Source organism: Acidaminobacter sp. (assembly GCF_030247605.1).
Lineage (GTDB): Bacteria > Bacillota > Clostridia > Peptostreptococcales > Acidaminobacteraceae > Acidaminobacter.
Genome location: NZ_JAOTSB010000004.1, coordinates 155,797 through 180,095, shown reverse-complemented (window position 1 = coordinate 180,095; position 24,299 = coordinate 155,797). Strand labels below are relative to the sequence as shown.

22 protein-coding genes, 2 tRNA genes and 1 other RNA gene are annotated in these 24,299 nt (G+C 41.7%); 18 read left to right on the top strand and 7 right to left on the bottom strand.

What is annotated here, in order from left to right; all coding sequences use genetic code 11:
• Window positions 1-56 precede the first annotated feature (56 nt).
• From OEL90_RS03645 to dnaA, 7 genes are all read right to left on the bottom strand, one after another.
• Window positions 57-1,733 carry an IS1634 family transposase gene (locus OEL90_RS03645; RefSeq protein WP_300687141.1) on the bottom strand — a complete coding sequence of 559 codons (1,677 nt, stop codon included), beginning with the start codon at window positions 1,731-1,733 and terminating at the stop codon, window positions 57-59.
• Between the two features lie 191 nt (window positions 1,734-1,924).
• The gene (gyrA, locus tag OEL90_RS03640) at window positions 1,925-4,333 is read right to left on the bottom strand and encodes a DNA gyrase subunit A (RefSeq protein WP_291404630.1); all 2,409 of its coding nucleotides are present in this window, start codon (window positions 4,331-4,333) and stop codon (window positions 1,925-1,927) included.
• Window positions 4,334-4,435: 102 nt separating this feature from the next.
• Window positions 4,436-6,346 carry a DNA topoisomerase (ATP-hydrolyzing) subunit B gene (gyrB, locus tag OEL90_RS03635; protein ID WP_300687139.1) on the bottom strand — a complete coding sequence of 637 codons (1,911 nt, stop codon included), beginning with the start codon at window positions 6,344-6,346 and terminating at the stop codon, window positions 4,436-4,438.
• 1 nt (window position 6,347) lies between these two features.
• Entirely contained in the window at window positions 6,348-7,469 is a 1,122-nt protein-coding gene (gene recF, locus OEL90_RS03630) for a DNA replication/repair protein RecF (RefSeq protein ID WP_291404483.1), read from the bottom strand.
• Window positions 7,470-7,472: 3 nt separating this feature from the next.
• On the bottom strand, window positions 7,473-7,721 hold the full coding sequence (locus OEL90_RS03625) for an RNA-binding S4 domain-containing protein (RefSeq protein WP_291404484.1): 249 nt from the start codon (window positions 7,719-7,721) through the stop codon (window positions 7,473-7,475).
• Window positions 7,722-7,732: 11 nt separating this feature from the next.
• Window positions 7,733-8,836 carry a DNA polymerase III subunit beta gene (gene dnaN / locus OEL90_RS03620; protein ID WP_291404485.1) on the bottom strand — a complete coding sequence of 368 codons (1,104 nt, stop codon included), beginning with the start codon at window positions 8,834-8,836 and terminating at the stop codon, window positions 7,733-7,735.
• 264 nt (window positions 8,837-9,100) lie between these two features.
• Window positions 9,101-10,441, bottom strand: coding sequence for a chromosomal replication initiator protein DnaA (dnaA, locus tag OEL90_RS03615; protein WP_414635014.1), 1,341 nt, complete (start codon window positions 10,439-10,441; stop codon window positions 9,101-9,103).
• A gap of 596 nt (window positions 10,442-11,037) precedes the next feature.
• Between dnaA and rpmH the strand changes: the two genes are divergently transcribed.
• From rpmH to dnaX, 18 genes are all read left to right on the top strand, one after another.
• Window positions 11,038-11,172: a 50S ribosomal protein L34 gene (gene rpmH, locus OEL90_RS03610; RefSeq protein WP_291404487.1), complete on the top strand. Its 135-nt coding sequence runs from the start codon at window positions 11,038-11,040 to the stop codon at window positions 11,170-11,172.
• 50 nt (window positions 11,173-11,222) lie between these two features.
• Window positions 11,223-11,552 (top strand): ribonuclease P protein component, encoded by a 330-nt coding sequence (rnpA, locus tag OEL90_RS03605; protein ID WP_291404488.1) that lies wholly within the window; start codon window positions 11,223-11,225, stop codon window positions 11,550-11,552.
• On the top strand, window positions 11,549-11,758 hold the full coding sequence (yidD, locus tag OEL90_RS03600; protein ID WP_291404489.1) for a membrane protein insertion efficiency factor YidD: 210 nt from the start codon (window positions 11,549-11,551) through the stop codon (window positions 11,756-11,758). Before rnpA ends, yidD begins: the two co-directional genes overlap by 4 nt.
• 33 nt (window positions 11,759-11,791) lie before the next feature.
• Window positions 11,792-12,496: a YidC/Oxa1 family membrane protein insertase gene (locus OEL90_RS03595; RefSeq protein ID WP_291404490.1), complete on the top strand. Its 705-nt coding sequence runs from the start codon at window positions 11,792-11,794 to the stop codon at window positions 12,494-12,496.
• 7 nt (window positions 12,497-12,503) lie between these two features.
• A complete protein-coding gene (gene jag, locus OEL90_RS03590) occupies window positions 12,504-13,124 on the top strand; it encodes an RNA-binding cell elongation regulator Jag/EloR (RefSeq protein ID WP_291404491.1) in 621 nt (206 codons plus the stop codon).
• 56 nt (window positions 13,125-13,180) lie between these two features.
• On the top strand, window positions 13,181-14,563 hold the full coding sequence (mnmE, locus tag OEL90_RS03585; protein WP_291404492.1) for a tRNA uridine-5-carboxymethylaminomethyl(34) synthesis GTPase MnmE: 1,383 nt from the start codon (window positions 13,181-13,183) through the stop codon (window positions 14,561-14,563).
• A gap of 13 nt (window positions 14,564-14,576) precedes the next feature.
• Complete coding sequence (gene mnmG / locus OEL90_RS03580; RefSeq protein ID WP_300687137.1) at window positions 14,577-16,475, top strand: tRNA uridine-5-carboxymethylaminomethyl(34) synthesis enzyme MnmG; 1,899 nt, start codon at window positions 14,577-14,579, stop codon at window positions 16,473-16,475.
• Window positions 16,465-17,184 (top strand): 16S rRNA (guanine(527)-N(7))-methyltransferase RsmG, encoded by a 720-nt coding sequence (gene rsmG / locus OEL90_RS03575; RefSeq protein ID WP_300687136.1) that lies wholly within the window; start codon window positions 16,465-16,467, stop codon window positions 17,182-17,184. Before mnmG ends, rsmG begins: the two co-directional genes overlap by 11 nt.
• 13 nt (window positions 17,185-17,197) lie before the next feature.
• Complete coding sequence (locus OEL90_RS03570; RefSeq protein WP_300687135.1) at window positions 17,198-17,986, top strand: ParB/RepB/Spo0J family partition protein; 789 nt, start codon at window positions 17,198-17,200, stop codon at window positions 17,984-17,986.
• 119 nt (window positions 17,987-18,105) lie between these two features.
• Window positions 18,106-18,864 (top strand): ParA family protein, encoded by a 759-nt coding sequence (locus tag OEL90_RS03565; protein ID WP_291404496.1) that lies wholly within the window; start codon window positions 18,106-18,108, stop codon window positions 18,862-18,864.
• 13 nt (window positions 18,865-18,877) lie between these two features.
• Window positions 18,878-19,747, top strand: coding sequence for a ParB/RepB/Spo0J family partition protein (locus OEL90_RS03560; protein ID WP_300687133.1), 870 nt, complete (start codon window positions 18,878-18,880; stop codon window positions 19,745-19,747).
• 30 nt (window positions 19,748-19,777) lie between these two features.
• Window positions 19,778-20,665, top strand: a complete 888-nt coding sequence (locus OEL90_RS03555; RefSeq protein WP_300687132.1) for a diacylglycerol/lipid kinase family protein — start codon at window positions 19,778-19,780, stop codon at window positions 20,663-20,665.
• Window positions 20,666-20,692: 27 nt separating this feature from the next.
• On the top strand, window positions 20,693-21,406 hold the full coding sequence (gene bshB1 / locus OEL90_RS03550; protein WP_291404499.1) for a bacillithiol biosynthesis deacetylase BshB1: 714 nt from the start codon (window positions 20,693-20,695) through the stop codon (window positions 21,404-21,406).
• Window positions 21,407-21,457: 51 nt separating this feature from the next.
• Window positions 21,458-21,534 (top strand) — tRNA-Arg (locus tag OEL90_RS03545).
• A gap of 65 nt (window positions 21,535-21,599) precedes the next feature.
• Window positions 21,600-22,061, top strand: a complete 462-nt coding sequence (tadA, locus tag OEL90_RS03540; protein ID WP_291404500.1) for a tRNA adenosine(34) deaminase TadA — start codon at window positions 21,600-21,602, stop codon at window positions 22,059-22,061.
• 3 nt (window positions 22,062-22,064) lie between these two features.
• Window positions 22,065-22,153 (top strand) — tRNA-Ser (locus OEL90_RS03535).
• 19 nt (window positions 22,154-22,172) lie between these two features.
• Window positions 22,173-22,433, top strand: an RNA gene (gene ffs / locus OEL90_RS03530) — signal recognition particle sRNA large type.
• A 120-nt stretch (window positions 22,434-22,553) separates the two neighbouring features.
• The gene (dnaX, locus tag OEL90_RS03525; protein WP_291404501.1) at window positions 22,554-24,272 is read left to right on the top strand and encodes a DNA polymerase III subunit gamma/tau; all 1,719 of its coding nucleotides are present in this window, start codon (window positions 22,554-22,556) and stop codon (window positions 24,270-24,272) included.
• Window positions 24,273-24,299: the final 27 nt, after the last annotated feature.

The following is a 24,299-nucleotide window of genomic DNA, read 5'->3' as shown; positions in this document are numbered from 1 at the left end:
CTCATATTCCGCTGAAATTGGTTTGCTTATTAAGGATTTAATTTGAGGCTTTTAAATCAAACTGCTCCTCGAATAAATAGGTCTTCAGGGATTCCTAAATACCTCATCACCGTCCTGACATTATCTTTCAAGGGTTTGTTATACCCTCGGTGGACCACCTTTCCAATGGTTACGGTTGAGGTAACAACAGAGAAAAAGATCCCATGGATCGCAACAAGGGAAGGCCTGGACATCTTGACATTACCGGGTCCAATGATCGTTTTCTTCTCCGATTCCAGTTCTCTTCGCACCACGTACTCAGCCACACTTAGGATCAGCATGAGGATCAGCATTAAATAGCCAATGGCTTCCACGCGCTTTGGCGAGTCCACATAAAGCGCGTTCACAAATTGCGGCGACTTCAAAAACTGAAACTTTCTCTCAACTGCGCTTTGAGTCTTGTACTCTCGAAGAATTGCTTCAGCGCTCATTGACATTTCAGTGGACACAACAACAAAGATGCATTCTTTAGTGATTGCATTTTCAATGCTTTCAATATCCTTTTTAAGATCAATGACCAGATCAAAGGTGGTCTTGGCAATGTCATTTCCCGGCGTTTTGCTCGGTCTGCCACGACGTTTCACTGAGATTTCATCCATTGAGATCTCAATAAGGTGATATTTGATCTTTGAAAACTCCTGATTCTGAAGTTTTTCAATCTCAAGCTGTGCATCTTCACGGCATGCGAAGGAACGCTTCTCAATACGCTTGATGAGTTTTTCAAGGGCATCCAGTTCCTTGGCTACACGTTTCTCGATGGTTTGACGCTTAGTGCTTTCAAGGTTTTCAGAATAGCACACCGCCATTTTGAGCGGCGTATCATAATAAGAGCAGCTGCTTTCAGCTATGCGGTAAACTGCTGGCTTTGTCGATGTTGGAATTTCAATGCGCGACATTGATTCCAGATTGGCAGCTGCGTATTCAATCGCCGCTTTGGTTTCTTTGATTTGATCCGGCATTCTTGTGATGACTTTGACCTCAAGTCTTTGAGCTTTTTCAAGAAATTCTTTGGTGAATGCAGCACTGTCAGCGATATAAAAGAATTCATTTGCCGCCGACTCAAAGCGTTCTCTGAGAAGGGCTGCGCGGTCCAGATTGTCGATATTAAAACGCTTATCATCCTGGTTGCCTGACAGAACCTGTCCATCAATACAAATGCCTTGAGTTGTTCCCATGGAAAGTTTAATCTGCTTCTTGTCAGGTCGATTCTGCTTTGAATAGCCGAAAGAAATGTCAACAACGCCCTCAACACCTTCTGGCGTCTCATATTGACCCCACATGACTTTTGAGGTTGTATCGAAGTTGACATTGCCAAGTTTAATCCCATAACGCTTGAAAGCTCTGACAGCGATCTCAGAAAGAATTGAGCTGCAGCCAGCGTTCTGCATCAGGTCAAGGAATCCACCGAAACGGTCATCATTGATTTTAGCGGGATCCACACGCATACCAAAAATGGCTTCCAGATCCACATCTTCAAAGTAATCATGCATCCTGGACAGTGGATGATGATCATCTGCGATATTGACCAACATCATTTGAGCAAGTGTCCCATAAGGTATTTCTGGCGGCCGTCCTGCTGGTTGAGTCAGCAACTGATTAAACACATCATTGACGCCTATTTGCTCGCAAAGACCGGTGATTAATCCTGCTTTGCCATTACTGTATGATTTAATCTGATCAAATCGGATATCCATCAGAATCGCTCCTCGAAAGACTTGATATTACTATTATTCGAGGTCGATTCGAAAAATCCTTTTTGTAAATATTGGAAATAGAAAATATTTTATTTAGAAATTTTAGTTAGGCGGAATATGAGATATATGGGGGCTGTTACTCAATTAATATCCCATTATTTGAAAATAAAACATTTTTTCAATTTTTCTATTTACTCTTCTTCATCTGTAGGTTTATCCATGATCCTTGCAGTTGATACAACACAGCAAGTTTCGTCTGTCCGCATGAGGCGGACACCACTTGTTGACCTTCCAAGTACAGAAATTTCATCGACGCGCAATCTGATCAAAATGCCCTGACTATTGATCAACATAATTTCTTCATCATCTTTGACCACTCTGGCGCTTACAACTTTTCCTGTTTTGGAATTCATATTGTAAGTCTTAATACCTTTTCCGCCTCTGGTTTGAATTCTGTATTCATCAAGCTCAGTTCTCTTGCCATAGCCGTTCTCGCTGACAATCAAGAGCTTGCTGTCCGATCTAAGGATCTCCATGCACACCACTTCATCATTGTCACTGAGACGTATGCCTCTGACACCTGTAGCGACACGTCCCATTTCACGAACGTCATTCTCATTAAACCGCACTGACATACCATGACTGGTTATGACTATAGCTTCATCTGAGCCAGATGTTTCACGAACGCTGATCAACTCATCATCTGAATTGAGATTAATTGCAATTAAACCATTCTTTCTTGAGCTGTCAAATTTATTCAAGGCTGTTCTTTTGACTATACCCTTCTTTGTCATGAGCATTAAGAAGCCCGACTCAAATGATTTAATTGGAATAACAGCTGTTACAGTCTCCTCTGGTTCCAACTGTATTAAATTGACTACAGCAGTACCTCTTGCCACACGGCCACTCTCAGGAATCTGATAGGCTTTTAGGCGGTAAACTTTTCCGAAGTTTGTAAAGAACAAAAGATAATCATGCGTTCTAGTTGTATAAATATTCTCTACAAAATCTTCTTCTTTTGTCGTAACACCTGTTTTTCCTCTACCGCCACGTTTTTGAGCCGCATAGGTATCAACCGGAGTTCTTTTGATGTAATTGCTATGTGTCAACGTAATGACTACATCTTCATCTTCGATCATATCCTCAATGTCAATTTCATCATAATTAATGGTGATTTCAGTTCTTCTTGGATCACCATATTTTTCTTTGATTCTGACAAGATCCGTTCGAATAATGTCGAATAGCAACACTTCATCCGATAAAATCTCTTTGAGCGATTTTATTAAACCTAAAATTTCTTTGTATTCGTTTTCAATTTTGTCGCGCTCGAGTCCAGTCAATCTTTGAAGGCGCATATCCAAAATGGCTTGTGCTTGTATTTCACTCAGTGCATATTTTTCTATTAAACTCACTTTAGCTTGTGGTGGATTTGGTGCTGCTTTTATTAAATCAATCATATCGTCAATATTATTCAACGCTATCATGAGACCTTCGAGCACATGGGCCCGCTCTTCGGCTTTTCTCAAATCAAATTGAACACGTCTCGTTTCAACGTCTTTCTGGTGAAGGATGTAATAATAAAGGACTTGCTTCAGATTTAAAAGTTTTGGTTCACCTTCAACCAGCGCAATCATATTGATGCCAAAGGTCGATTGCAATTGAGTATGCTTATAAAGCTGGTTCAGAACAACATTGGCATTCGCGTCGCGGCGAAGTTCAACAACAACTCTGATCCCTTCTCTATTACTCTCATCCCTCAAATCTGTGATGCCGTCAATTTTCTTATCTCTAACGAGTCCGGCTATATCTTCAAGCATTTTCGACTTATTGACTTGATAAGGAATTTCCGAGATCAAAATCGCTGTTTTATCTTTCCTAATTTCCTCAATACTAGCCTTTGCACGGACAATGACTTTTCCTCTGCCTGTTCTGTACCCTCTTTTTATACCCTCAGATCCCATGATTTGAGCGCCGGTAGGAAAGTCAGGACCATGTACCAAGTCAATCAAATCCTCGATATCTATGTCCGGATCATCAATCATTGCAAGGGTTGCATCAATAATCTCAGTTAAATTATGAGGAGGTATTGCAGTTGCCATACCGACCGCGATACCGTTTGAACCATTAACCAACAGATTTGGAAATCTCGATGGCAGAACTACAGGCTCTTGAAGAGTTTCATCAAAGTTTGGCCTGTAATCGATTGTTTCCTTATCTATATCCTTCAATAATTCAGTGGCAATTTTAGACATGCGTGCTTCCGTGTAACGCATAGCCGCCGCGGAATCTCCGTCAATTGATCCAAAGTTACCATGTCCATCAATCAGCTGATAACGGATTGAAAACTCTTGTGCCATCCGTACCATTGCATTATAAACAGAGGAGTCGCCATGGGGGTGAAATTTACCCAAAACGTCACCGACGATTCTTGCTGATTTTCTATATGGTTTATCCGGACCAAAACTCAACTCATGCATGTCAAATAATATTCGTCTGTGAACCGGTTTCAATCCGTCTCTGACATCAGGCAAAGCTCGACTGACTATAACACTCATGGCATAGTCAATGTACGACTTTTTCATTTCTTTGCTGATGTCCATATTAACTACTCTTTGAATCTCATTCTCCACTTGAGCACACCTCTCTTCGGGATTACTCCCGAAATTACTTCTGCATTATTAAATAAAATTCAACAGATTAATTTAAACATCCAGATTTGTGACATACCTGGCATTTTCCTCTATGAATTCTCTTCTTGGATCGACTTTTTCTCCCATTAGGGTTGAAAAAATCAAATCCGCCTCAACTGCATCATCAATGCCTACTCTGAGAATAATTCTATTTTCAGGATCCATGGTTGTTTCCCAAAGCTGCTCTGGATTCATCTCACCCAAACCCTTGTATCTCTGGATATCGACATTTCTTCCGCTATCTTCAAGGATCTTTTGAAGTTCTTGATCTGAATATGCATATTGAATGGATTTGCCTTTACTTATTTTATAGAGTGGCGGCTGGGCGATATAAACATATCCCTCTTCAATCAGCGGCCGCATGTACCTGAAGAAGAAGGTGAGCAGTAGTGTCCTGATATGAGCGCCGTCAACATCCGCGTCAGTCATGATCATAATTTTATGATATCTGAGTTTCTCGACATCAAATTCATCACCAATACCACATCCAAAAGCTGTAATCATAGCTCTGATTTCAGCTGAATTGAAAATTCTAGAAAAGTTTGCCTTTTCAACATTAAGTATCTTTCCACGCAGCGGCAAAATCGCTTGAGTTGCTCTGTCTCTACCCTGTTTTGCACTGCCACCCGCGGAATCTCCTTCTACAATATAAACTTCTGTTTTGGAAGGATCGCGTTCGGAACAATCGGCTAATTTCCCGGGCAATGTCATGCCATCAAGAAGACCTTTTCTTCTGGTAAGTTCCCGTGCTTTACGCGCAGCTTCTCTCGCTTTCGAAGCGCGGATACACTTCTCGCTGATAATCTTACCTTCGTTTGGATTTTCCTCGAGAAATTCACTGAACATATCAGAGGCAACAGATTCGACTACACCGCGAATATCATTATTTCCGAGTTTAGTCTTTGTCTGTCCTTCAAATTGTGGCTCGGGCAATTTAACAGAAATAATCGCAGTAATACCTTCACGGATATCTTCGCCTGTCAAATTCTCTTCTTTTTCTTTCAAAAAGCCTTTCTTTCTGGCGTAATCATTAATAGATTTTGTGAGCGCACTTTTAAAGCCGCTTAAGTGAGTGCCGCCTTCATGGGTATTGATATTGTTCGCAAAAGTATAAATGTTTTCAGTATAGCCATCTGTGTATTGGACAGCGATCTCAACTGTATTGCCTTCCACTTGAGATTCTCTGTAGATGACATTGTCATGAACAGAAGTTCTGTTTTTATTTAGATAAGCAACAAATTCCTTGATTCCGCCTTCATAGAAAAAAATCGATTTCTTTGCGGTTTCAACACGTTCGTCAGTCAGAGAAATTTTTATACCCTTGTTTAAGAAAGCCATTTCTCTTAGTCTATATTCCAGTGTCTGAAAATCAAAAACCAACTCGTCAAAAATTTCAGCGTCCGGCATAAATGTTGTTTTTGAACCATTTTCATCAGTTTCGCCTATAACGCATAATTCAGAAGTAGTTTTACCTCTTGAAAATTCAATTTTATAGATCTTGCCATTTCTTTTTACCTCAACGATCATCCATTCTGAAAGCGCATTGACAACCGAGGCACCAACACCATGAAGACCGCCTGATACTTTATATCCCCCGCCGCCGAACTTACCACCGGCGTGCAATACTGTATGGATGACCTCAACAGCCGGTTTATTTGACTTGCTGTGCATGTCAACAGGCATGCCGCGGCCGTTGTCTGATACCATGATTGTATTGTTCTCGCCAATAACGATGTCAATTTGAGTGCAATAACCCGCTAGTGCTTCATCTATGCTGTTGTCAACAATTTCGTAGACTAAATGGTGAAGACCTCGAAGACTTGTAGTTCCAATGTACATGCCAGGCCGTTTCCGAACTGGCTCCAACCCCTCCAGGACCTGGATCTGTTCCGCATTGTATTCATTCTGGACTGGCGTTATCAACTCAGTTACCTCCTGATGTTTCAAATTCAATAACAGTACCATCAATTACTTTCAAGATCTTGCCTCTTGAAAGGTGATCATTTTTGATAGTACTAAGCTCTGTCGTCGTTATAAAAGTCTGTACATTTTCAAAAGTCTTTATCAGTAGATTTTGACGGTGCTGGTCCAGTTCTGACATGACATCATCCAGAATCAAAACTGGATATTCACCTGTTTCCTCGAAAATAATTTCAATTTCTGACAACTTAAGAGATAATGCTGCGGTTCTCTGTTGCCCTTGTGAACCAAATACTCTGGCATCATGCCCATTTATAGTCAGTTTCAGGTCATCACGATGAGGCCCATACCATGTAAAGCCTCTTTCGATATCCTTTTCCCTATATTCTTCCAGCTTGTTAATAATCGCTGAGACTATTGTATCATAATCCTGGCCAATTTCATTTGTGATAAAAGACAAATATTCTACACTAAATTTTTCTTTACCGTTCGTCATTTGAAAATGGATACGCTGACTGATCCTGTCCAGTTTACTTATAAATTCAAGCCGTTTCAGGATCACTTGAGCGCCGTACTGAGCCATTTTTTCTTCCCATATTTCATAAAGAGGCCACTGGGTTGATTTTGTTCTCAACAGGGCATTTCTTTGATCCAAAGCTCTATTGTAATGGACGAAGGCCATAAGATATCTGGTACTCATTTGAGAGATTTCCCGGTCGATAAAGCGCCTTCTTTCTACGGGAGACTCTTTGACCAATTTAAGGTCTTCGGGCGTAAATGCGACAATATTAAGTCGACCGACCCATTCGCTTAATCTATGAATAGGGGATCCGTTATAGCGTAAAGACTTTTTCTTGTCCTCTAAAAAGCGCATCTCAAGTTGGCTTTCAATCCCATGTTGTTGGAAATGAATGCCGAGATACGCTGTGTTGAGATTGAATCGAACCATATCTCTTTCTCTGGATGTTCTGAAAGATCTTCCAAATCCACCCACAAAAAGTGCTTCAATCAGATTTGTCTTTCCCTGCCCATTATCACCGATTATTAAATTCAAATATCGATCAAATTCGAGCTCAAGCTCATCATAATTTCTGAAATTTTCGAGCTTTAGCTTTCGAACAAACACAGCTTATTCCTCCTGGCCAAATACGACCTCAATGGTATGCTTTTCAACGATCTTGTCCGATTCATCTCTTATTTCAATTTCAATAAGATCTCCAGGCCTAATTTTTTTACCTCGCTGCAGCTCATAGTTACCATTTAGCTTAACCATACCATCGGCAATAATCTGCTTTGCAAAGCCCCCGGTTTGAACCATACCCGACAATTTTATCAATTGATCCAGTTTAATGTATTCTGTGTTTATCATGACTTGCATAAGCGTCTCCTTTATGCCATTCTGACTGGCAGAACAAGATAAGTATAGAATCCGTGATCGACAGGTTTCATGATGCATGGGCTTACGTTCGTTGAAAATTCAAGGACAACCCATTCACTTTCCATCACTTTCAATGCATCAATCAAATATTTAGGATTAAAACCAATATCAAGTTCAGGTCCACTTAAGTCGATTGAAACTTCTTCGTTGACACTGCCTATCTCGACATTGGAAAGGATATTCATTCTTTGTGGTTTTAAAGATAATTTTATGGAGCTGTTCTTACTTTCTTTTGCCATCAGAGAAGCACGCTCTAGACCACTCAACAACTCATCTGTTTTTACCTTTGCAGTTGTTTTGTTATCTTTTGGAAGAATTTGCGCGTATTTAATAAATTCACCCTCCAGCAACCTGCTTACTATCCTAATCTGATTGAACTCAAAAAGGATATGACGATCAGTGAATAAAACATGTAAAGTTTCGGCATCAGGAACTCCTGACAGAATCTTAGCCACTTCATTGAGTGTTTTTGCTGGAACGACAACCTTTCCTGTCAATTCCGAATGAAGCATAGCCTGTCTGAGAGCCAGTCTGTAACCATCTATTGCAACTACTGACAAGCGGTCTGGCTCAAATTCAAAGAGCGCACCTGTCAAAATAGGTCGTGACTCATCCAAAGAAGTAGCAAATAGAGTTTGGCGGATCATGCCCTTCAAAAGGCCGCATTCTATTTGAACGCCTGAAGCTGCATCCACTTCAGGGATCTCGGAAAATTCAGCATCTGACATGCCCATTATTTTGAAATCTGATCGGTCACAGGTTATTCTGGTTTCATAATTGTCACTGGACTCAATCACGACGTTAAGTGGAGCTAATTTGCGTATAATTTCTCCAAAAAGTCTGGCTGGAAGAACGACACTTCCTTCCTGGTCAACTTCAGCGATGAATTTTGTCTCTATACCCAGGCTAAGGTCATTTCCAGTAAGAGTAACTTCACTTCCACTGGCTTCAACTAATATTCCATTCAATACAGGATGAGTTGATTTTGAAGAGACAGCTTTTGAGACGGTTAGGATGGCTTCAGAGAGTACGGATTGCGGGCAAGTGAATTTCAATGTGGAAAACCTCCTCATTTGCGATCAATTTTGAGTTTAAAATTAACTAAGTAATATTATTAGTCATAGTAGTAGGGGCTGTTAGTATGTTGAAAACTCACGGAAGTGTTGATATCAGGTCGTTAAACAAATTTGTACACTGTGGATAAACCACTTGAAAGTTGATGTTTTATCCACAGAAAAAGATAAAAACAGGCGCCCGTTTTTATCCACAGGCGCACCTAAAGTTTTTCACAGGATTTTGTGAGTAATTTTAATCTGAGTCTATTCGCCCTGGATTTCCTTTGTTATTTTATCGAGTCTCGATTTAAAGGAAGCACTCTCCTGGATTTCTTTTGAGATTTTATCATAGGCGTGAATGACGGTGGTATGATCTCTGCCTCCGAACTCTTCACCTATTTTGGGCAAAGACATGTCTGTCAGTTCACGGCATAGATACATGGCAATTTGACGTGGATATGAAATTGAGCGTGTACGCCGTTTAGTATCAAAATCTTCAGCTTTGACATTGAAATGTTGAGCAACAATCGATTTTATCAGTTCAACATTGATTTGTTTTGGTTTTGAGGAAGCAATTATATCTTTTAGGGCTTCCGCAGCGATATCCACTGAAATTTCGACATTTGCGAGTGAAGCATAAGCGATGATTCTAGTCAGAGCACCCTCAAGTTCTCTGATGTTCGATTTAATTTTGCGGGCGATAAATTCAAAGACTTCATTTGGGATTATTATGCTGTCCAGTTCTGCCTTTTTCCTTAAAATAGCTATTCTTGTTTCAAAATCCGGCGCCTGGATATCCGTGATTAAGCCCCATTCAAAACGTGACCGAAGACGATCTTCCAAAGTAGGAATTTCCTTTGGCGGACGGTCACTCGAGACAATAATTTGCTTATTCGCTTCATACAAAGCATCAAAGGTATGAAAGAATTCTTCCTGGGTTCTTTCTTTTCCTGCGATGAACTGAATATCATCCACTAACAGAACATCTACATTTCTGTATCTGTTTCTGAATTCGGCGTTTTTATCATCTTTTATGGAATTGATTAATTCATTGGTAAATTTCTCTGAAGTGACATAGGCAACTTTAGCTTTCTTATTCTGATCAAGAATATAGTGGCCGATGGCGTGCATAAGGTGAGTTTTTCCAAGACCTACACCGCCATAAATAAACAACGGGTTATAGGCTTTCGCAGGCGATTCAGCGACTGCAAGCGACGCAGCATGAGCAAATCGATTGCTGTTTCCTATGACAAACTCGTCAAAAACGTATTTTGGATTGAGTCTGATCTGATTGATGTCATCATTAAATGCATCATATTCTCTTGAAGAAGATTGATTTTCCTTTTCAAATTTTGCCGATTCGCTGATTAGGACGAATTCAATTAAAAATTCTCTGTTTGCAGCTTCATGCACAGCATTAGTGATAAGGGACAAATAACGATTTTCTAGGATTTCCTTGTTAAAATCATTTGGCACAGCCAAAATTAATCGATTGCCTCGGACCGCAATGGGAGAGATCGACTTTAACCATGTATTGTAGCTCACTTCTGTCAATTCTTTTTTGATTAATGCCATAGTCGCTTCCCATAACTCCCGGACATTCAAACTCATTTTTTTACCTCCAAAAACTTTATTCACAAATCATCAACAGGTAAGATAGGATAACTTCCTGAGTTCACCTGCGTTTAAGCTATCAACAGTTTTGTGTGCGTTATGTGGATAAAGGTGCATAAAAAAATGCGCATTGGTCGTTTATCCACATGTGACTGCGCGGGGTTTATCCACATATCCATATGGCCCAACGCACATTCAAACGCGATTTTGCGCAGTTAAATGAAAAATATTCACAGTGTTATCCACAAATCGTGGATAAATGTGAATGTTTTGGATTAAAAAATTCACTTATCAACAGTGAGATAATAATATCAAATTATGACGTCCATTTCAATTCAAATAAAGAAAATATCCACAGCCTGTGAGTTTGGTCCTATGTGGGTAACATTGTGGATGATCCTTTTATCAAATTCGTCTCTTTGTCCGACAACTTTTGGAAATGGCATGAGCGAGGGTGTGAGTGAAGCTTTCAAAGGTGCAAATCGGTATTGACAAGGTCTGTCTGAGAAATTATAATGACATAGCAGACTTTTTGTTTTGTGAACCCATTGGTTTAATAGATATCTAATTTCAAGGAGGTGTTTCAAGTGAAAAGAACTTATCAACCTAAAAAGAGACAAAGATCAGTCGAACACGGCTTTAGAAAAAGAATGAAAACTAAATCCGGAAGAAACGTATTGAGAGCTCGTAGAAGAAAAGGAAGAAAGAGTTTGACTGCTTAAGACCGCGACTAGTGGTCTTTTTTTGCAATTATAGGCCTTGGAGGTTCATTGTGAAGATTGAAGGGCTTAAAAAGAGCGGTCAATTTGCTGAGGTATACAAACATTCCAAGTCGTCAGCAACACGATTTGTCGTGATGTATCATAAACCTAATGGACTGACAGTGAACCGGGTTGGTTTTTCAGTCAGCAAAAAAGTTGGGAAGAGTGTTGTGAGAAACCGGGCAAAACGCTTGATCAGAGAAGCATACAGATTAAATTCGGACCGGGTCCCAGTGGGCTATGATCTGGTATTTATTGCGCGTGTCAGAATAGTTGAAGCAACTTATCAGGATATTGAAAAAAGTGTGCGCCGGTTGTTGAAGGAGCTTCGTCAGAAATGAAAAAATTGCTTCTTGCACTGATCCGCTTTTATCAAGGGTACATATCACCGCTTCTCGGACCGAGATGCAGGTTTCATCCCACTTGCAGTCATTATGCATTTGACGCCGTGTCCAAGTATGGTGCTTTAAAAGGTTCTTGGCTTAGCATCAAACGTATTTTAAAATGCCATCCCTTACATCCGGGGGGATATGATCCACTAAAATAAAATTGTGTTAATGCTTGTCGGGAGGAAAAAAAATTGAGTTTTTTGTATGCAATTTTTGGTAAAACATTAGGTTTGATCTATAACCTTGTCAATGATTACGCATTATCCATCATCGTTTTTACAATATTGGTCAAATTATTGCTGTATCCGCTGAATTTGCAGCAAATTCGTTCTTCTAAGGCCATTAATGAAATTCAGCCAAAGCTTAAAGAGCTGCAGGAAAAATACAAGAATGATAAAGAGACACTTGCTGCGAAGCAAATGGATCTTTACAAACAGCATCACATCAATCCTATGGCGGGATGTCTTCCCCTTTTGATTCAGCTGCCAATTATCTTTGCGTTGTTTGGTACGCTTAGAGATCCCATTCAATATGTGTTCAACAATGATGCCGCATTGGCAAATGAGGCGCTCAGTAAAGGCTTTCTATGGATAAAAGACCTTGCTGCGCCTGATACACTTAGCTTATTGATACCATCGGCAACTGGATTTATTGGAGCACTTCCGGGCATCATGCCTATTCTCGCAGCAGCAATCACTTATTGGCAGATGAATTCAATGTATGATGGCCAACAGGTCAATGAGCAAATGAAGACTATGAATAAAATTTTGCCGTTCGTAATTCTCTTTACCGGCCGCACACTCTCTGCCGGCGTGCTGATTTATTGGATCATCAGCAGCTTGTTCCAGCTCGTTCAGCAAAAGCTTACTGGTCACCTGAAAAAGAAGGAGGCTTAACACGTTCATGTATGTTGTCGAAAAAACCGCGAGAACTGTAGAAGAAGCGCTTAAACTAGCGCTGATTGAATTGTCAGCAACTGAAGATCAGGTTAAAGTAGACGTCATAGAAGAGTCTTCGAAGGGTTTGTTTGGACTCTTTGGCGCAAAAGAGGCAAAAGTTCGTGTAGAGCTTAAGGAAAAAAGCGATAGAATCGCAGTGGAGTTTCTAGAAAAAATTCTTGATAAGATGGGCATTGACGGTACAGTTGTAGCTAAACTGGATGGAGATGCTTTGAATCTTGACATTCTTGGCAATGATATGGCGATCCTGATAGGACGCAGAGGCCAAACACTGGACGCACTTCAATATCTGGTGAGTCTGGTAGTCAATAAAGAAAGAGCGGACTATCTCCGAGTGACTCTGGATACAGAAAGTTATCGCGCAAAGCGCAAGGAAACACTCGAGAAATTGGCGCATAGACTTGCTGCTAAAGCTAAAAAAATGCGCAAAGATATTGTGCTTGAACCTATGAATCCATACGAGAGAAGAATCATACACGCGACGTTGCAGGGACATCCTTACGTCAGCACAAAAAGTGAAGGCGAGGAGCCAAATCGCAAAGTCGTAATTTTCTTGAATAAGTAACCTTGAAAAACCCAGTCAAGCTACTGGGTTTTTTGTATCCGAAAGGAGGACAGACATTGTTCAGAGAGGATACAATTGTTGCAATTTCAACACCTCCAGGTGAAGGTGCCATAGGTATAGTTAGAATGAGCGGCGAGCTCAGCATGCAAATAGCCAATAAGATTTTCAGACAGAAAAAGGATAGAGATATTACAATAAATGATCATCGGAAGATGCTTTACGGACATATTTACAAGAATGAATCCGTTGTTGATGAGGTGCTTCTAGTACCTATGTTTTCTCCGGCAACTTATACGCGTGAAGATCTCGTCGAAATCCATTGTCACGGTGGCATGGTACCGTTAACGGAGATTGTGAAGCTGATTTTGGAAAATGGAGCGAGCATGGCAGAACCAGGTGAATTTACCAAACGTGCGTTTTTGAACGGACGTCTTGACCTGGCTCAGGCTGAATCAGTGATGGACTTGATTCAGGCTAAGACACCACAGGGGTTTGAGGTAGCTTATAATCAGTTGGAAGGTCATTTGTCGGGAAAAGTAGACGCTGTGAGAGCAGAGCTCCTTTCTGCAATGGCACAGCTTGAAGTCTGTATAGATTATCCGGAAGAGGATATCGAAGAAATGACTTATTCGGAGATGACTGACCGGTTCAAAGCAGCTGAGAAATCCGTGTCTGCACTGCTTGAAAACAGCGAGACAGGACGCATTTTGAGGGATGGTCTCAGCACTGTTATCGTCGGTAAGCCAAATGTAGGCAAATCTTCGCTCTTAAACGCGCTGCTGCGCGAATCCAGGGCTATTGTCACGGATATACCAGGTACGACGCGCGATGTCATTGAGGAAACCCTCAACGTGCGTGGGGTACCGGTGAAACTCGTTGATACAGCAGGAATCCGTGAGACGGAGGATCTTGTTGAAAAACTGGGCGTTGAAAGAAGCAAGGCATTCTTTAATCGTGCGGATCTAGTCGTTTTCGTTTTAAATGCAGCTGAAGCGCTTTCCCCTGAAGATGAGGATATTATGAAATATCTAAAGGATCGGCGTGCTATTGTACTTTTAAACAAGAGCGATCTTGACCCGGTTCTAGATGAAATGACACTGCGTGATCGCCTTGGAAATGAGATTCCGGTCATCCGGACGTCTCTCATTCAAGAAGAAGGCATCCAGGAGCTTGAAGATGAAATTGCCAAAATGGTTTACGGAGGCCAAATGTCGCTTGCAGAGCGCTCTGTGGTGACAAATCTCAGACATCAGGATGCGTTGAGAAGAGCTGCGAAATCCCTTGGTGATGCGCTCGGCTCATGCAAAGAGGGAATGCCGTATGATTTTTTACAGGTAGATGTCAGGAACGCGTATGATGCGCTCGGCGAAATAACAGGTGAAACGGTTGAAAACGACTTGATCACGAAGATTTTCAGTCAGTTTTGCTTAGGCAAATAGAGAGGTGTTCATCTTGCCAGAAGAATTTTACAGCGGCACATATGATGTTGCCGTAATCGGTGCCGGTCATGCCGGCTGTGAAGCTGCTCTGGCCAGTGCCAGAATGGGCATGAAAACCGTCATGTTCTCGATAAATTTGGATTCATTGGCTATGTTGCCATGTAATCCGTCCATCGGCGGAACCGGAAAAGGCCACTTAGTCCGGGAAGTGGACGCGCTGGGCGGACAGATGGGCCTGATAACGGACCAAGCCATGGTGCAGAGTAAAATGCTCAACACCAGAAAAGGGCCTGCTGTTCATTCTCTTCGAGCTCAGGCAGATAAGACGAGATATCATGTAGAAATGAAAAAGGTCATAGAAAATACCTCTAACTTGGATTTAAAACAAGGTGAAATCATAGAGATTGAGGTTGCCGATGGTCGCGTGAAAAGCCTCTTAACCAGTACAGGCGCACGCTACGAAACCAGGGCGATCATATTGGCGACTGGAACCTACTTGGGTGGTAAAATTTTCATTGGAAGTTCAGTCTTTCAAAGTGGTCCAAACGGTTTGGCACCCTCTTTAAAGCTGGCTGAGAATCTGAAATCTCACGGGTTGGAGATCTGGCGATTCAAAACCGGCACACCGGCGCGCGTGAATAAGCGTTCGTTGGACTATTCAAAGATGGAAGCTCAGTATGGCGATCCTAAACCTGTTCCCTTTTCATTCTTGAATGACAGCATCTCCTTTGAAGAACTACCTTGCTGGTTGACTTATACCAATGCTGAGACGCACGCTGTCATTCAGAAGAATATTTTGAGATCAGCAATGTATGGCGGACAAATTGAAGGTACCGGAACACGATATTGTCCGTCTATCGAGGACAAAATTACGAGATTTGCAGACAAAGAACGTCATCAGTTATTTGTCGAGCCTGAGGGCTATGAGACGAATGAAATGTATGTACAAGGGATGTCGACAAGCCTTCCTGAGGATGTTCAAACGGCTTTCATGAGGACAATTCCTGGACTTGAAAATGTCGAGGTTATGCGGCCGGCTTATGCAATAGAGTATGATTGTTTGGACCCATCTCAACTTAAGAACACATTGGAATTAAAATCCATTGAGAATCTGTTTTCTGCAGGCCAATTTAATGGTTCTTCAGGCTACGAGGAAGCAGCTGCTCAGGGCATTATTGCTGGCATAAATGCCGCACTTAAGCTCAAGGGAGAGCCGCCTTTTACTTTGGATCGTTCTGAGGCTTACATTGGGGTATTGATTGACGATTTGGTGACAAAAGGAACGAACGAACCATACCGCATGATGACTTCGAGGGCGGAGTATCGCCTGCTATTGAGACAGGACAACGCGGATATGCGTTTGACTGAAAGAAGTTACAGCATTGGATTGGCGACCCATGAACGTTATGAGAAGCTGATGGACAAGCTGATGAATATCGATTTAGAATTAAAGCGTCTGGAAAGCGTAACTGTCCGCCCTGAAATGGTTAATGGTTTGCTTGAAAGACTAGGCAGCTCACCTATAAAACAAGGTATGTCGTTGATGGAGCTTCTAAGACGGCCTGAAGTTGACTATATATCACTGGCGGAAGTTGATATTGACCGACCTTGGTTAAGAGAGGACGTCTTTGTTCAATGTGAGATTCAGCTAAAATATCAAGGGTATATTCAAAAGCAGCTTCAGCAGGTGGAACGTTTTAAACAGCTGGAAAACAAACGACTTCCGGAAGACCTCGATTATCTTGACATTGAGGGTTTAAGACTTGAAGCTCGTCAGAAACTGTCTAAAATACGACCAGAATCAGTGGGACAGGCCTCCAGAATTTCCGGGGTTTCTCCGGCGGACGTTTCTGTATTATTGATTTATCTGGAACAGCGAAACAGAAGACGGGGTGTCGACAATGGACGTTAGAAACGCATTGAAAGAGGGATTGCTGGCTCTGGGTTACGAAAATCCCAATGAGATGCTTGAGCAATTTATGACCTATAAAGCTCTGTTGTTGGAATGGAATGAGAAGATTAATCTGACGACCATTACAGATGATCATGGGATTGTATACAAACATTTTCTGGATTCTCTGACCTGTCTTCAAGCGCCAGTAGATTTTAATGGCAAGAAAGTGTTGGATCTTGGAACAGGCGCAGGGTTTCCAGGTGTACCTTTAAAAATTGCGATGCCTGAACTGGATGTGACGCTTATGGACTCTCTGAACAAGAGGATTCAGTATTTGACAGAGGTTTGCAGAGTGTTGGATTTTAAGCATGTCACGTGTTTGCATGCCAGAGCTGAAGAAGCAGCAAGACAAACTGATCATCGCGAGAAATATGATATTGTCGTTTCCAGAGCCGTTGCCAATATGAGTACTTTATCTGAGTACTGTCTCCCCTTCGTGAAGACAGGCGGTTACTTTATAGCGCAAAAGACTAATGAGGCTTTTGAAGAGATTAAAGCTGCAGAAAGAGCTATCAAAATTCTTGGTGGCGCCAGTCCTGAGATAATACCTACAAGTGTTCCGGGTACAGACTTTGAACATAATTTGGTCGTGATTCGAAAAGTGAAGTCTACGCCAGCTTTATATCCGAGAAAAGCTGGTACGCCGGCAAAGAAACCAATTGTTTAGGGAGGGTTAAGTTGTGAATCGAAGTGAGCACTTGATTCATCTTCCTATAGAATATATTCGGCCCAATCCGTATCAGCCCAGGCGACATTTTTCGGAGGATGACTTAAAGGAACTCTCTGATTCAATAAAGAGCGTAGGGTTAATTCAGCCAATCACAGTCAGAGTCATAAAGGACGGCTATGAATTGGTTGTAGGAGAAAGAAGACTGCGAGCCGCTTCCATGGCCGGATTGAAAGAAATTCCCGTAATGCTTGTGAACATGAATGATCAGGAATCTGCCACTGTGGCTTTGATTGAGAATATTCAAAGAGATGATTTGAATTACTTTGAAGAAGCCAGTGCTTTTGAAAGGTTGATGAAGGATCAGCAATGGACACAGAAGGAAATTGCTGAAATGTTAGGTAAAAAGCAATCCACTATTTCGAATAAAATAAGACTGCTTGCTATCCCCCAGCCTGTCAGAGATGTTCTGATCCATCATCAGCTGACTGAACGTCATGCGCGTGCTTTGTTGAAATTAGACAGAACGGCTGATTTGCGAAAAGTAGCCAGTCGAATTGTAAAAGAGCAATTGAATGTAAAGGATACGGAGAGACTGATCTCGGAATTGGTGCAGCAGCCGGAAGCATCTGATGAAAAGTTGACACCAAAGAAAAGGATTCGAGGAATCGCTAGTTTTAAAATATATTTAAATACATTAAAGCAGAGCGTTGAGACTATACGTGCAGCTGGCGGTAATGTAACTTATGAGGAAATCATATCAAATGATGGCGTTGAAGTGAGAATTAACATTAAAAAGTGAATGTTTCACGTGAAACAATGTAATTTTTAAGAAAGAGCACAGTTTAATTGTGCTCTTTCACTTTTTTTGCGTTTATTTCTAGTATAATGAGAGTAATATTCGTTCGAGGAGTGGTTTTCTTGGGTAAAGCAATCGCTGTGTTCAATCAAAAAGGTGGCGTCGGGAAAACGACTACCAACGTGAATTTAAGTGCAGCTCTTGCTGCAATGAAAAAGAAAATCCTGGTGATCGACAACGATCCTCAGGGTAACTCTACCAGTGGACTTGGAATCGATAAACATCAAGTAGACAGCAATGTTTATAATGCTTTGCTAGGTGATATGGAACCCAAAGCTTGCATTCACGAGACAAGTTACAAGAATCTTTTTATTATGCCATCAGATGTTGCTTTAGCAGGTGCTGAAATCGAGATGATCGATTTGACAGAACGCGAGCATAGACTAAGGAAGGTAATCCACGCAGTTAAGGATGACTATGATTATGTTTTAATCGATTGTCCGCCATCATTAGGATTGCTAACGATTAACGCATTGGTGGCAGCTGACAGCATCTTGATTCCTATTCAATGTGAATACTATGCTTTGGAAGGTGTCAGTCAACTTGTTGATACCTATCACCGAATTAAAAAAAATCTGAACTCAAGTCTTGAGATTGAAGGTGTGCTCTTAACGATGTTTGACAGCAGAACAAATCTTTCCTCTCAAGTCGTTGAAGAAGTAAATAAATATTTTAAAGATAAAGTCTATAAGACAGTGATACCGAAAAATGTGCGCGTAGCTGAAGCGCCGAGTTTTGGAATGCCTGTCGTTGCATATGATAAGCATTCGAAAGGTGCAAAGGCCTATTTAAAGCTAGCAAAAGAATTCGCTAAACGGTGAGGGGGAAATTAATTTGAGTACAGGTAAGTTTAAACGTGGACTGGGTAAAGGTTTGGGTGCTTTAATTCCTGAAGCAGAATTAGCATCCATGGGTGAATATAGATCCGCTGAGGTCATAGAAGTTGAAATAGACAGAGTTATGCCAAATCCGGGACAGCCACGCCGACATTTCGATGAGGATGCACTATTGTCCCTTAAAGATTCGATTGAAGCTCATGGTATTGTTCAACCAATTTTGGTTAGGCATGATGGTACAGGTTATATAATAATTGCGGGTGAACGTCGTTGGCGTGCTGCTCGTATGGCCGGATTAAAACGCGTGCCTGTTATTATTCGAGAAGTGGATGAAATCAGTGTAGCCCAGCTTTCGTTAATTGAAAATATTCAAAGAGAAGATTTGAACGATATTGAAGAAGCGATTGCTTATGAGCATTTAATGGCACATTATGGGTTAACTCAGGAGGATTTATCAAAAGCTGTAGGCAAAAGTCGGTCACATATTGCAAATACGATGCGGTTGACAAAGCTGGATGATCGTGTCAAAGATATGATTGCAGTAGGACAGATCACCGGTGGACACGGCAGAGCACTTTTGCGCATTGAAGATCCTGAACACCAGCATGCCTGGGCTGTAAAAATTATTGACGGCGCTTTGAGTGTCCGAGAAATTGAAGATGCTTTATCAAAACCAGAAAAAAAGGTAAAGCTTAAGAAAAAGAAATCAAAGCCTGATCTTGAGGTCAAAATGATGGAGACACAGCTAAGAGAACATTTTGGGACTAAGGTAGAAATTAAGCGAGGTAGGCTAAAGGGTAAGATTGAAATTGAATTCTACAATGATGAGGATCTTGACAGACTGTATAGTCTATTACAAAGAAATTAGTGTTTCACGTGAAACATTGCGGGGTGAAGAATGAGAAAGCTGATGTTTATAGTTAATCCTGCAGCTGGGAAGGGTTCTGCGAAAACACTTTTGGAGCCCATTCATAAACGATTCGAAAATACTGAGATCGAGTATAAAATGATAATCTCTCAGTCAAAAGGACAAATTACTGCACTGACAATGCAGGCAATTCGCGATGGTTTTAATGAGATTGTAGCCATTGGGGGTGACGGCACTTTAACAGAGATGATTCAGGGGATTTGTCAGTCTGGCGCCCAAAATATTAAAGCGGGGATTTTGCCATGTGGTACTGGCAATGACTTCTCAAAAGTGCTTTACAATTCACAAGATCCTTTAATAATTTTAGAGTCAATTATTCTGGGAAATACTAAAAATGCTGATCTATTCGACTGCAATGGTATTAAATGCATAAATATCTGCGCAATGGGCATAGACGGCCAAATTGTTATTGATACTGAAAAAATAAAGAAAGTATTTCCAGGGCCTGTTTCATATCTTCTAAGCACTTTAAAATCACTGATGACCTACAAAGCCAGAAAAGTAGAGATTCAAATGGATCAGACAAAGATACAAAGGAGAACCTTAATTGTTGCAATAGGAAATGGCAGTTATTTTGGCGGCGGAATGAAAATCACGCCAAAAGCTGAAATCGATGATGGATTAATGGATGTTTGTATTGTCAATCATGTTCCCAAACTCAAGCTGATGGCCATGTTTCCGTCAATTTTTAAAGGAGAGCATCTCAATATAAAGGAAGTTGAGTATTACAATTGTTCGGAAGTCTCAGTTAAAAGTTTGGAGAAAAGTTTGCTTCTCAATGTTGATGGAAATATTGTCGGAACGACGCCAGTTAAGGTTACATTGGCAAACGAAAAAATTTGTATGTTTTGTGATTAGAAGATCTAAATAACTTGGAGGAATCATATGGAGTGCGATATTCTTGCATTTGGGGTTCATCCAGATGACATTGAAATAGGAATTGGTGGGCTCCTGATTTCTGAAGCACAAAGGGGTGCGCACATTGTCATGGTGGATTTAACTCTTGGCGAAATGGCCAGTAATGGTACACCTGAAGGCAGAAGAAATGAAAGCATGTCAGCAGCTCATTTGATTGGAGCGGATGAGCGATTAAATCTTGAAATGAGTGACCGCGGCATAAAGACTGACAACGAAAGTGTGTCTCAAATTGTATCACTCATCAGACGTCTAAGACCTAAGCGGCTTTTTTATCCTTACCTGCATGACCGCCATCCAGATCATGGAAATGGCGCTTCGCTACTTCGGGAAGCTTGCTGGTCAGCAGGGCTTGTAAAATTTGAATGTGAAGGGCTGAAAGCCTACCGTCCTGAAGTGGTTTACATGTACTATATCAATGATGTCGCTGATGTCTCTGTGACCTACGACATTTCAACTGTCTATGATTTAAAAATGGACGCTCTTCGATGCCATGCATCGCAATTTGGATGTGATGGCAACGAGAATAGAACTTATTTAAATAGTGGTTTCCTGGAGGTGATCAAAGCCAGAGACCGATATTTCGGTTATTTGGCGGGAACTTTGTATGCCGAATGCCTAACAGGCGTAAACTTACCAAGGATTCATGGATTCGGCGTTGACAAATCGTGTGGAATTCTTTAACATAGTAAAGTAGCTGTCGGCTCAGCCACTTTTACGATGCTGTCTCACTATGCACTCGTAGCTCAGTAGGATAGAGCAACCGCCTCCTAAGCGGTAGGTCGAAGGTTCGACTCCTTTCGAGTGCGCCAAAGCTGTGCCGTACCATGTTGATATTCAAACATGGTACGGCACAAACCTGACACTGGAGGTAAGTATGCTGCATGATGAAATGTACATGCATGAAGCGCTTTACGAGGCGCGATTAGCAGCTGCAAAAGGTGAGGTTCCCATTGGCGCGGTGATCGTGAGACGTGGTGTGATCATTTCGAGAGGGCACAATTTAAAAGAATTGGGAAAAAATGCTCAATTACATGCCGAAATGATAGCTTTGACAAATGCCTCAGAATATCTTAATTCATGGAGGTTGACAGGCAGTACGTTGTATGTTACAATAGAACCCTGTCTGATGTGTGCAGGCGCAATTTATCAAGCTAGAATTTTGAGAGTGGTTTACGGCGCTCAGGACTGGAAAGCTGGAGCTTTTGGCTCGCTGTATGACTTGTCTGAGGATCCGAGAATCAATCACAGGGTTCAGCTGCGAAAGGGCGTTCTGGAACAAGAATGTGCTCAGATAATGAGTGGATTTTTCGAAAAGCTGCGCACAAAATACAGATAAAGTGGAGAGGTGTCCGAGTTGGCTAAGGGGCACGCCTGGAAAGCGTGTAAGGCTTAACCGCCCCGCGGGTTCGAGTCCCGCCCTCTCCGCCATTTTATTTAAGTCGTTAACCGCGCATGGATTGGGAGCCTGGCGGAACCCTATAACCTGCAATCCGCTGCAAGCAGGGTCCGAACCCGGATGAGAAATTAAGACTATGCTTTTCCCGCAGTTCGCTGGTACTGTCGGGTCTTGCGCAATAGCACCCTGTGAACCCCGTCAGGTTCGGAAGAAAGCAGCGGTAAGCAGATCGTTCTATGTGCCGCAAGGGTGCCTGATAGTATTTGCGGCTGCGGGAATTCATATGATTTTGATTTCACAGCCGGGTGCGCGTTAATAGGTAAAAGCAAAAATGAGAGCGGAAGCTCTCTTTTTTTTTACTTCACGAAGTCTTCTGTTATAATAGAGAAAGCATTATCAGATTATTAATCGTTTTAGAAAGGGCGAATTGCCATGAGCTATACTGCGCTATACAGGAAGTGGAGACCAAAAGTCTTTGAAGATCTGATTGGACAGAAGGCCATAGTAGATACTCTACGCAGTCAGATTGAACGCGGCAAATTCGGCCATGCTTATATTTTTTCCGGAACTCGAGGCACAGGGAAGACCTCCACTGCCAAAATACTGGCACGAGCTATCAATTGCCCGGAAAGAAAAGATTATAATCCTTGCAACAAATGCGAGATTTGCTTGTCAATTTTAGATGAGACGTTGATGGATGTCATTGAGATGGATGCTGCATCAAATAATGGTGTGGATGATATTCGAGAGCTTAGGGAAAATGTTAAGTATCCGCCATCAAGGAGCAAGTATAAAGTCTATATAATTGATGAAGTTCATATGCTTTCGACAAGTGCTTTCAACGCTTTGCTTAAAACACTCGAAGAGCCTCCTGAGTATGCCGTTTTTATACTTGCAACGACTGAACCCCATAAGATTCCGGCAACGATTCAATCCAGATGCCAGCAATTTGAATTCAAAAGAGTGGGCAAAGAAGATTTGATGGAGAGAATGCAGTTGATCTGTGAGTCTCAGGGTATGGTGTATGAAACACAAGCTTTAGACAAAATAATCAATAGGGCGGATGGTGCAGTCAGGGATGCCCTCAGTCTCCTCGACCGTTGCCTCACGTCAACGGCTGATTTGCTTCGGGCAGAGGATGTGGATCGAATCCTCGGCTTGATTGGCGTTGATTTCATGATGGATTTGATTGATCAAATTGGAAGGCGCGAAAGAAACTTGGTGCTAGACAGCCTTAACCAACTTTCAGTAAGTGGGGCGAATTTGCAATCATTTTGCAGGGATATGACACTGGCTTTTCGCGATGTCATGGTGACGGCAGCAGCGCCGGATCATCCGGAAATGTTAAAATTTTCTGGATTAATGCCAGACCGCGTCAAAGCACAGGCGAAGATGTTTGGATTGAACGGCGCTGTAAAGTTGCTTGAAGCGTTGTCAATGATTGAAAATCAGATTAAATACGCGCAAAACCCGCTGATTTTTTTAGAGACAGGTTTATTGAAAGCAATGACCCCTGCATCTATCGCAGCTGCGGACGCCATAGAGCGGCTTGAAAAATTAGAGGCAGAATTGTTTGCTCTAAAGCGGCTGATGGCGTCAGGAGAAGGTTTATCAATAAGCGGATCAAATAACACTATTGCTGACGAACATCCAGCCTATCAGGCGTCAAAGCCGGAGATCCTTAATCCTAATTCAAGACTTGAGCCGATTCTGAGTGAATCTAAGTCTGCCTCTGATTCGGTGATACAGGCAGAAAAGGCAGAACAGAAAAAAACGGATGAAATATCAAGTACGAGTTCAGCGCTTGATCCTGAGAAAGTACTTCGATTGTGGCCGGAGATTCTGTTATACTTACAAAAGAATAATGGTCGTGTTTATGCGTTTCTTGTGGACGGAACACCTTTAAAAATGGATAAGGGCCGTTTAGTCGTTGGTTTTAAGGCTGTCCATGATCTGCATATCAAAAAGTTGAGTGAAGAGCCGAATCGGATAGTCATTGAGGAGGCGTTCAGGAGTGTTGTCGGTCATCCAGTAGGGTTTATGATCGAAGTTATTCCAGACAAAGGGTCGATTTCAGGGCCATCAACTGAAGACAGAATTAAATCTCTTCTCGGAGATATGGCAGATTTACTTGAAATTCAGGATAAGTAAGGGACAATTGTTTTATAAGTTAAACTA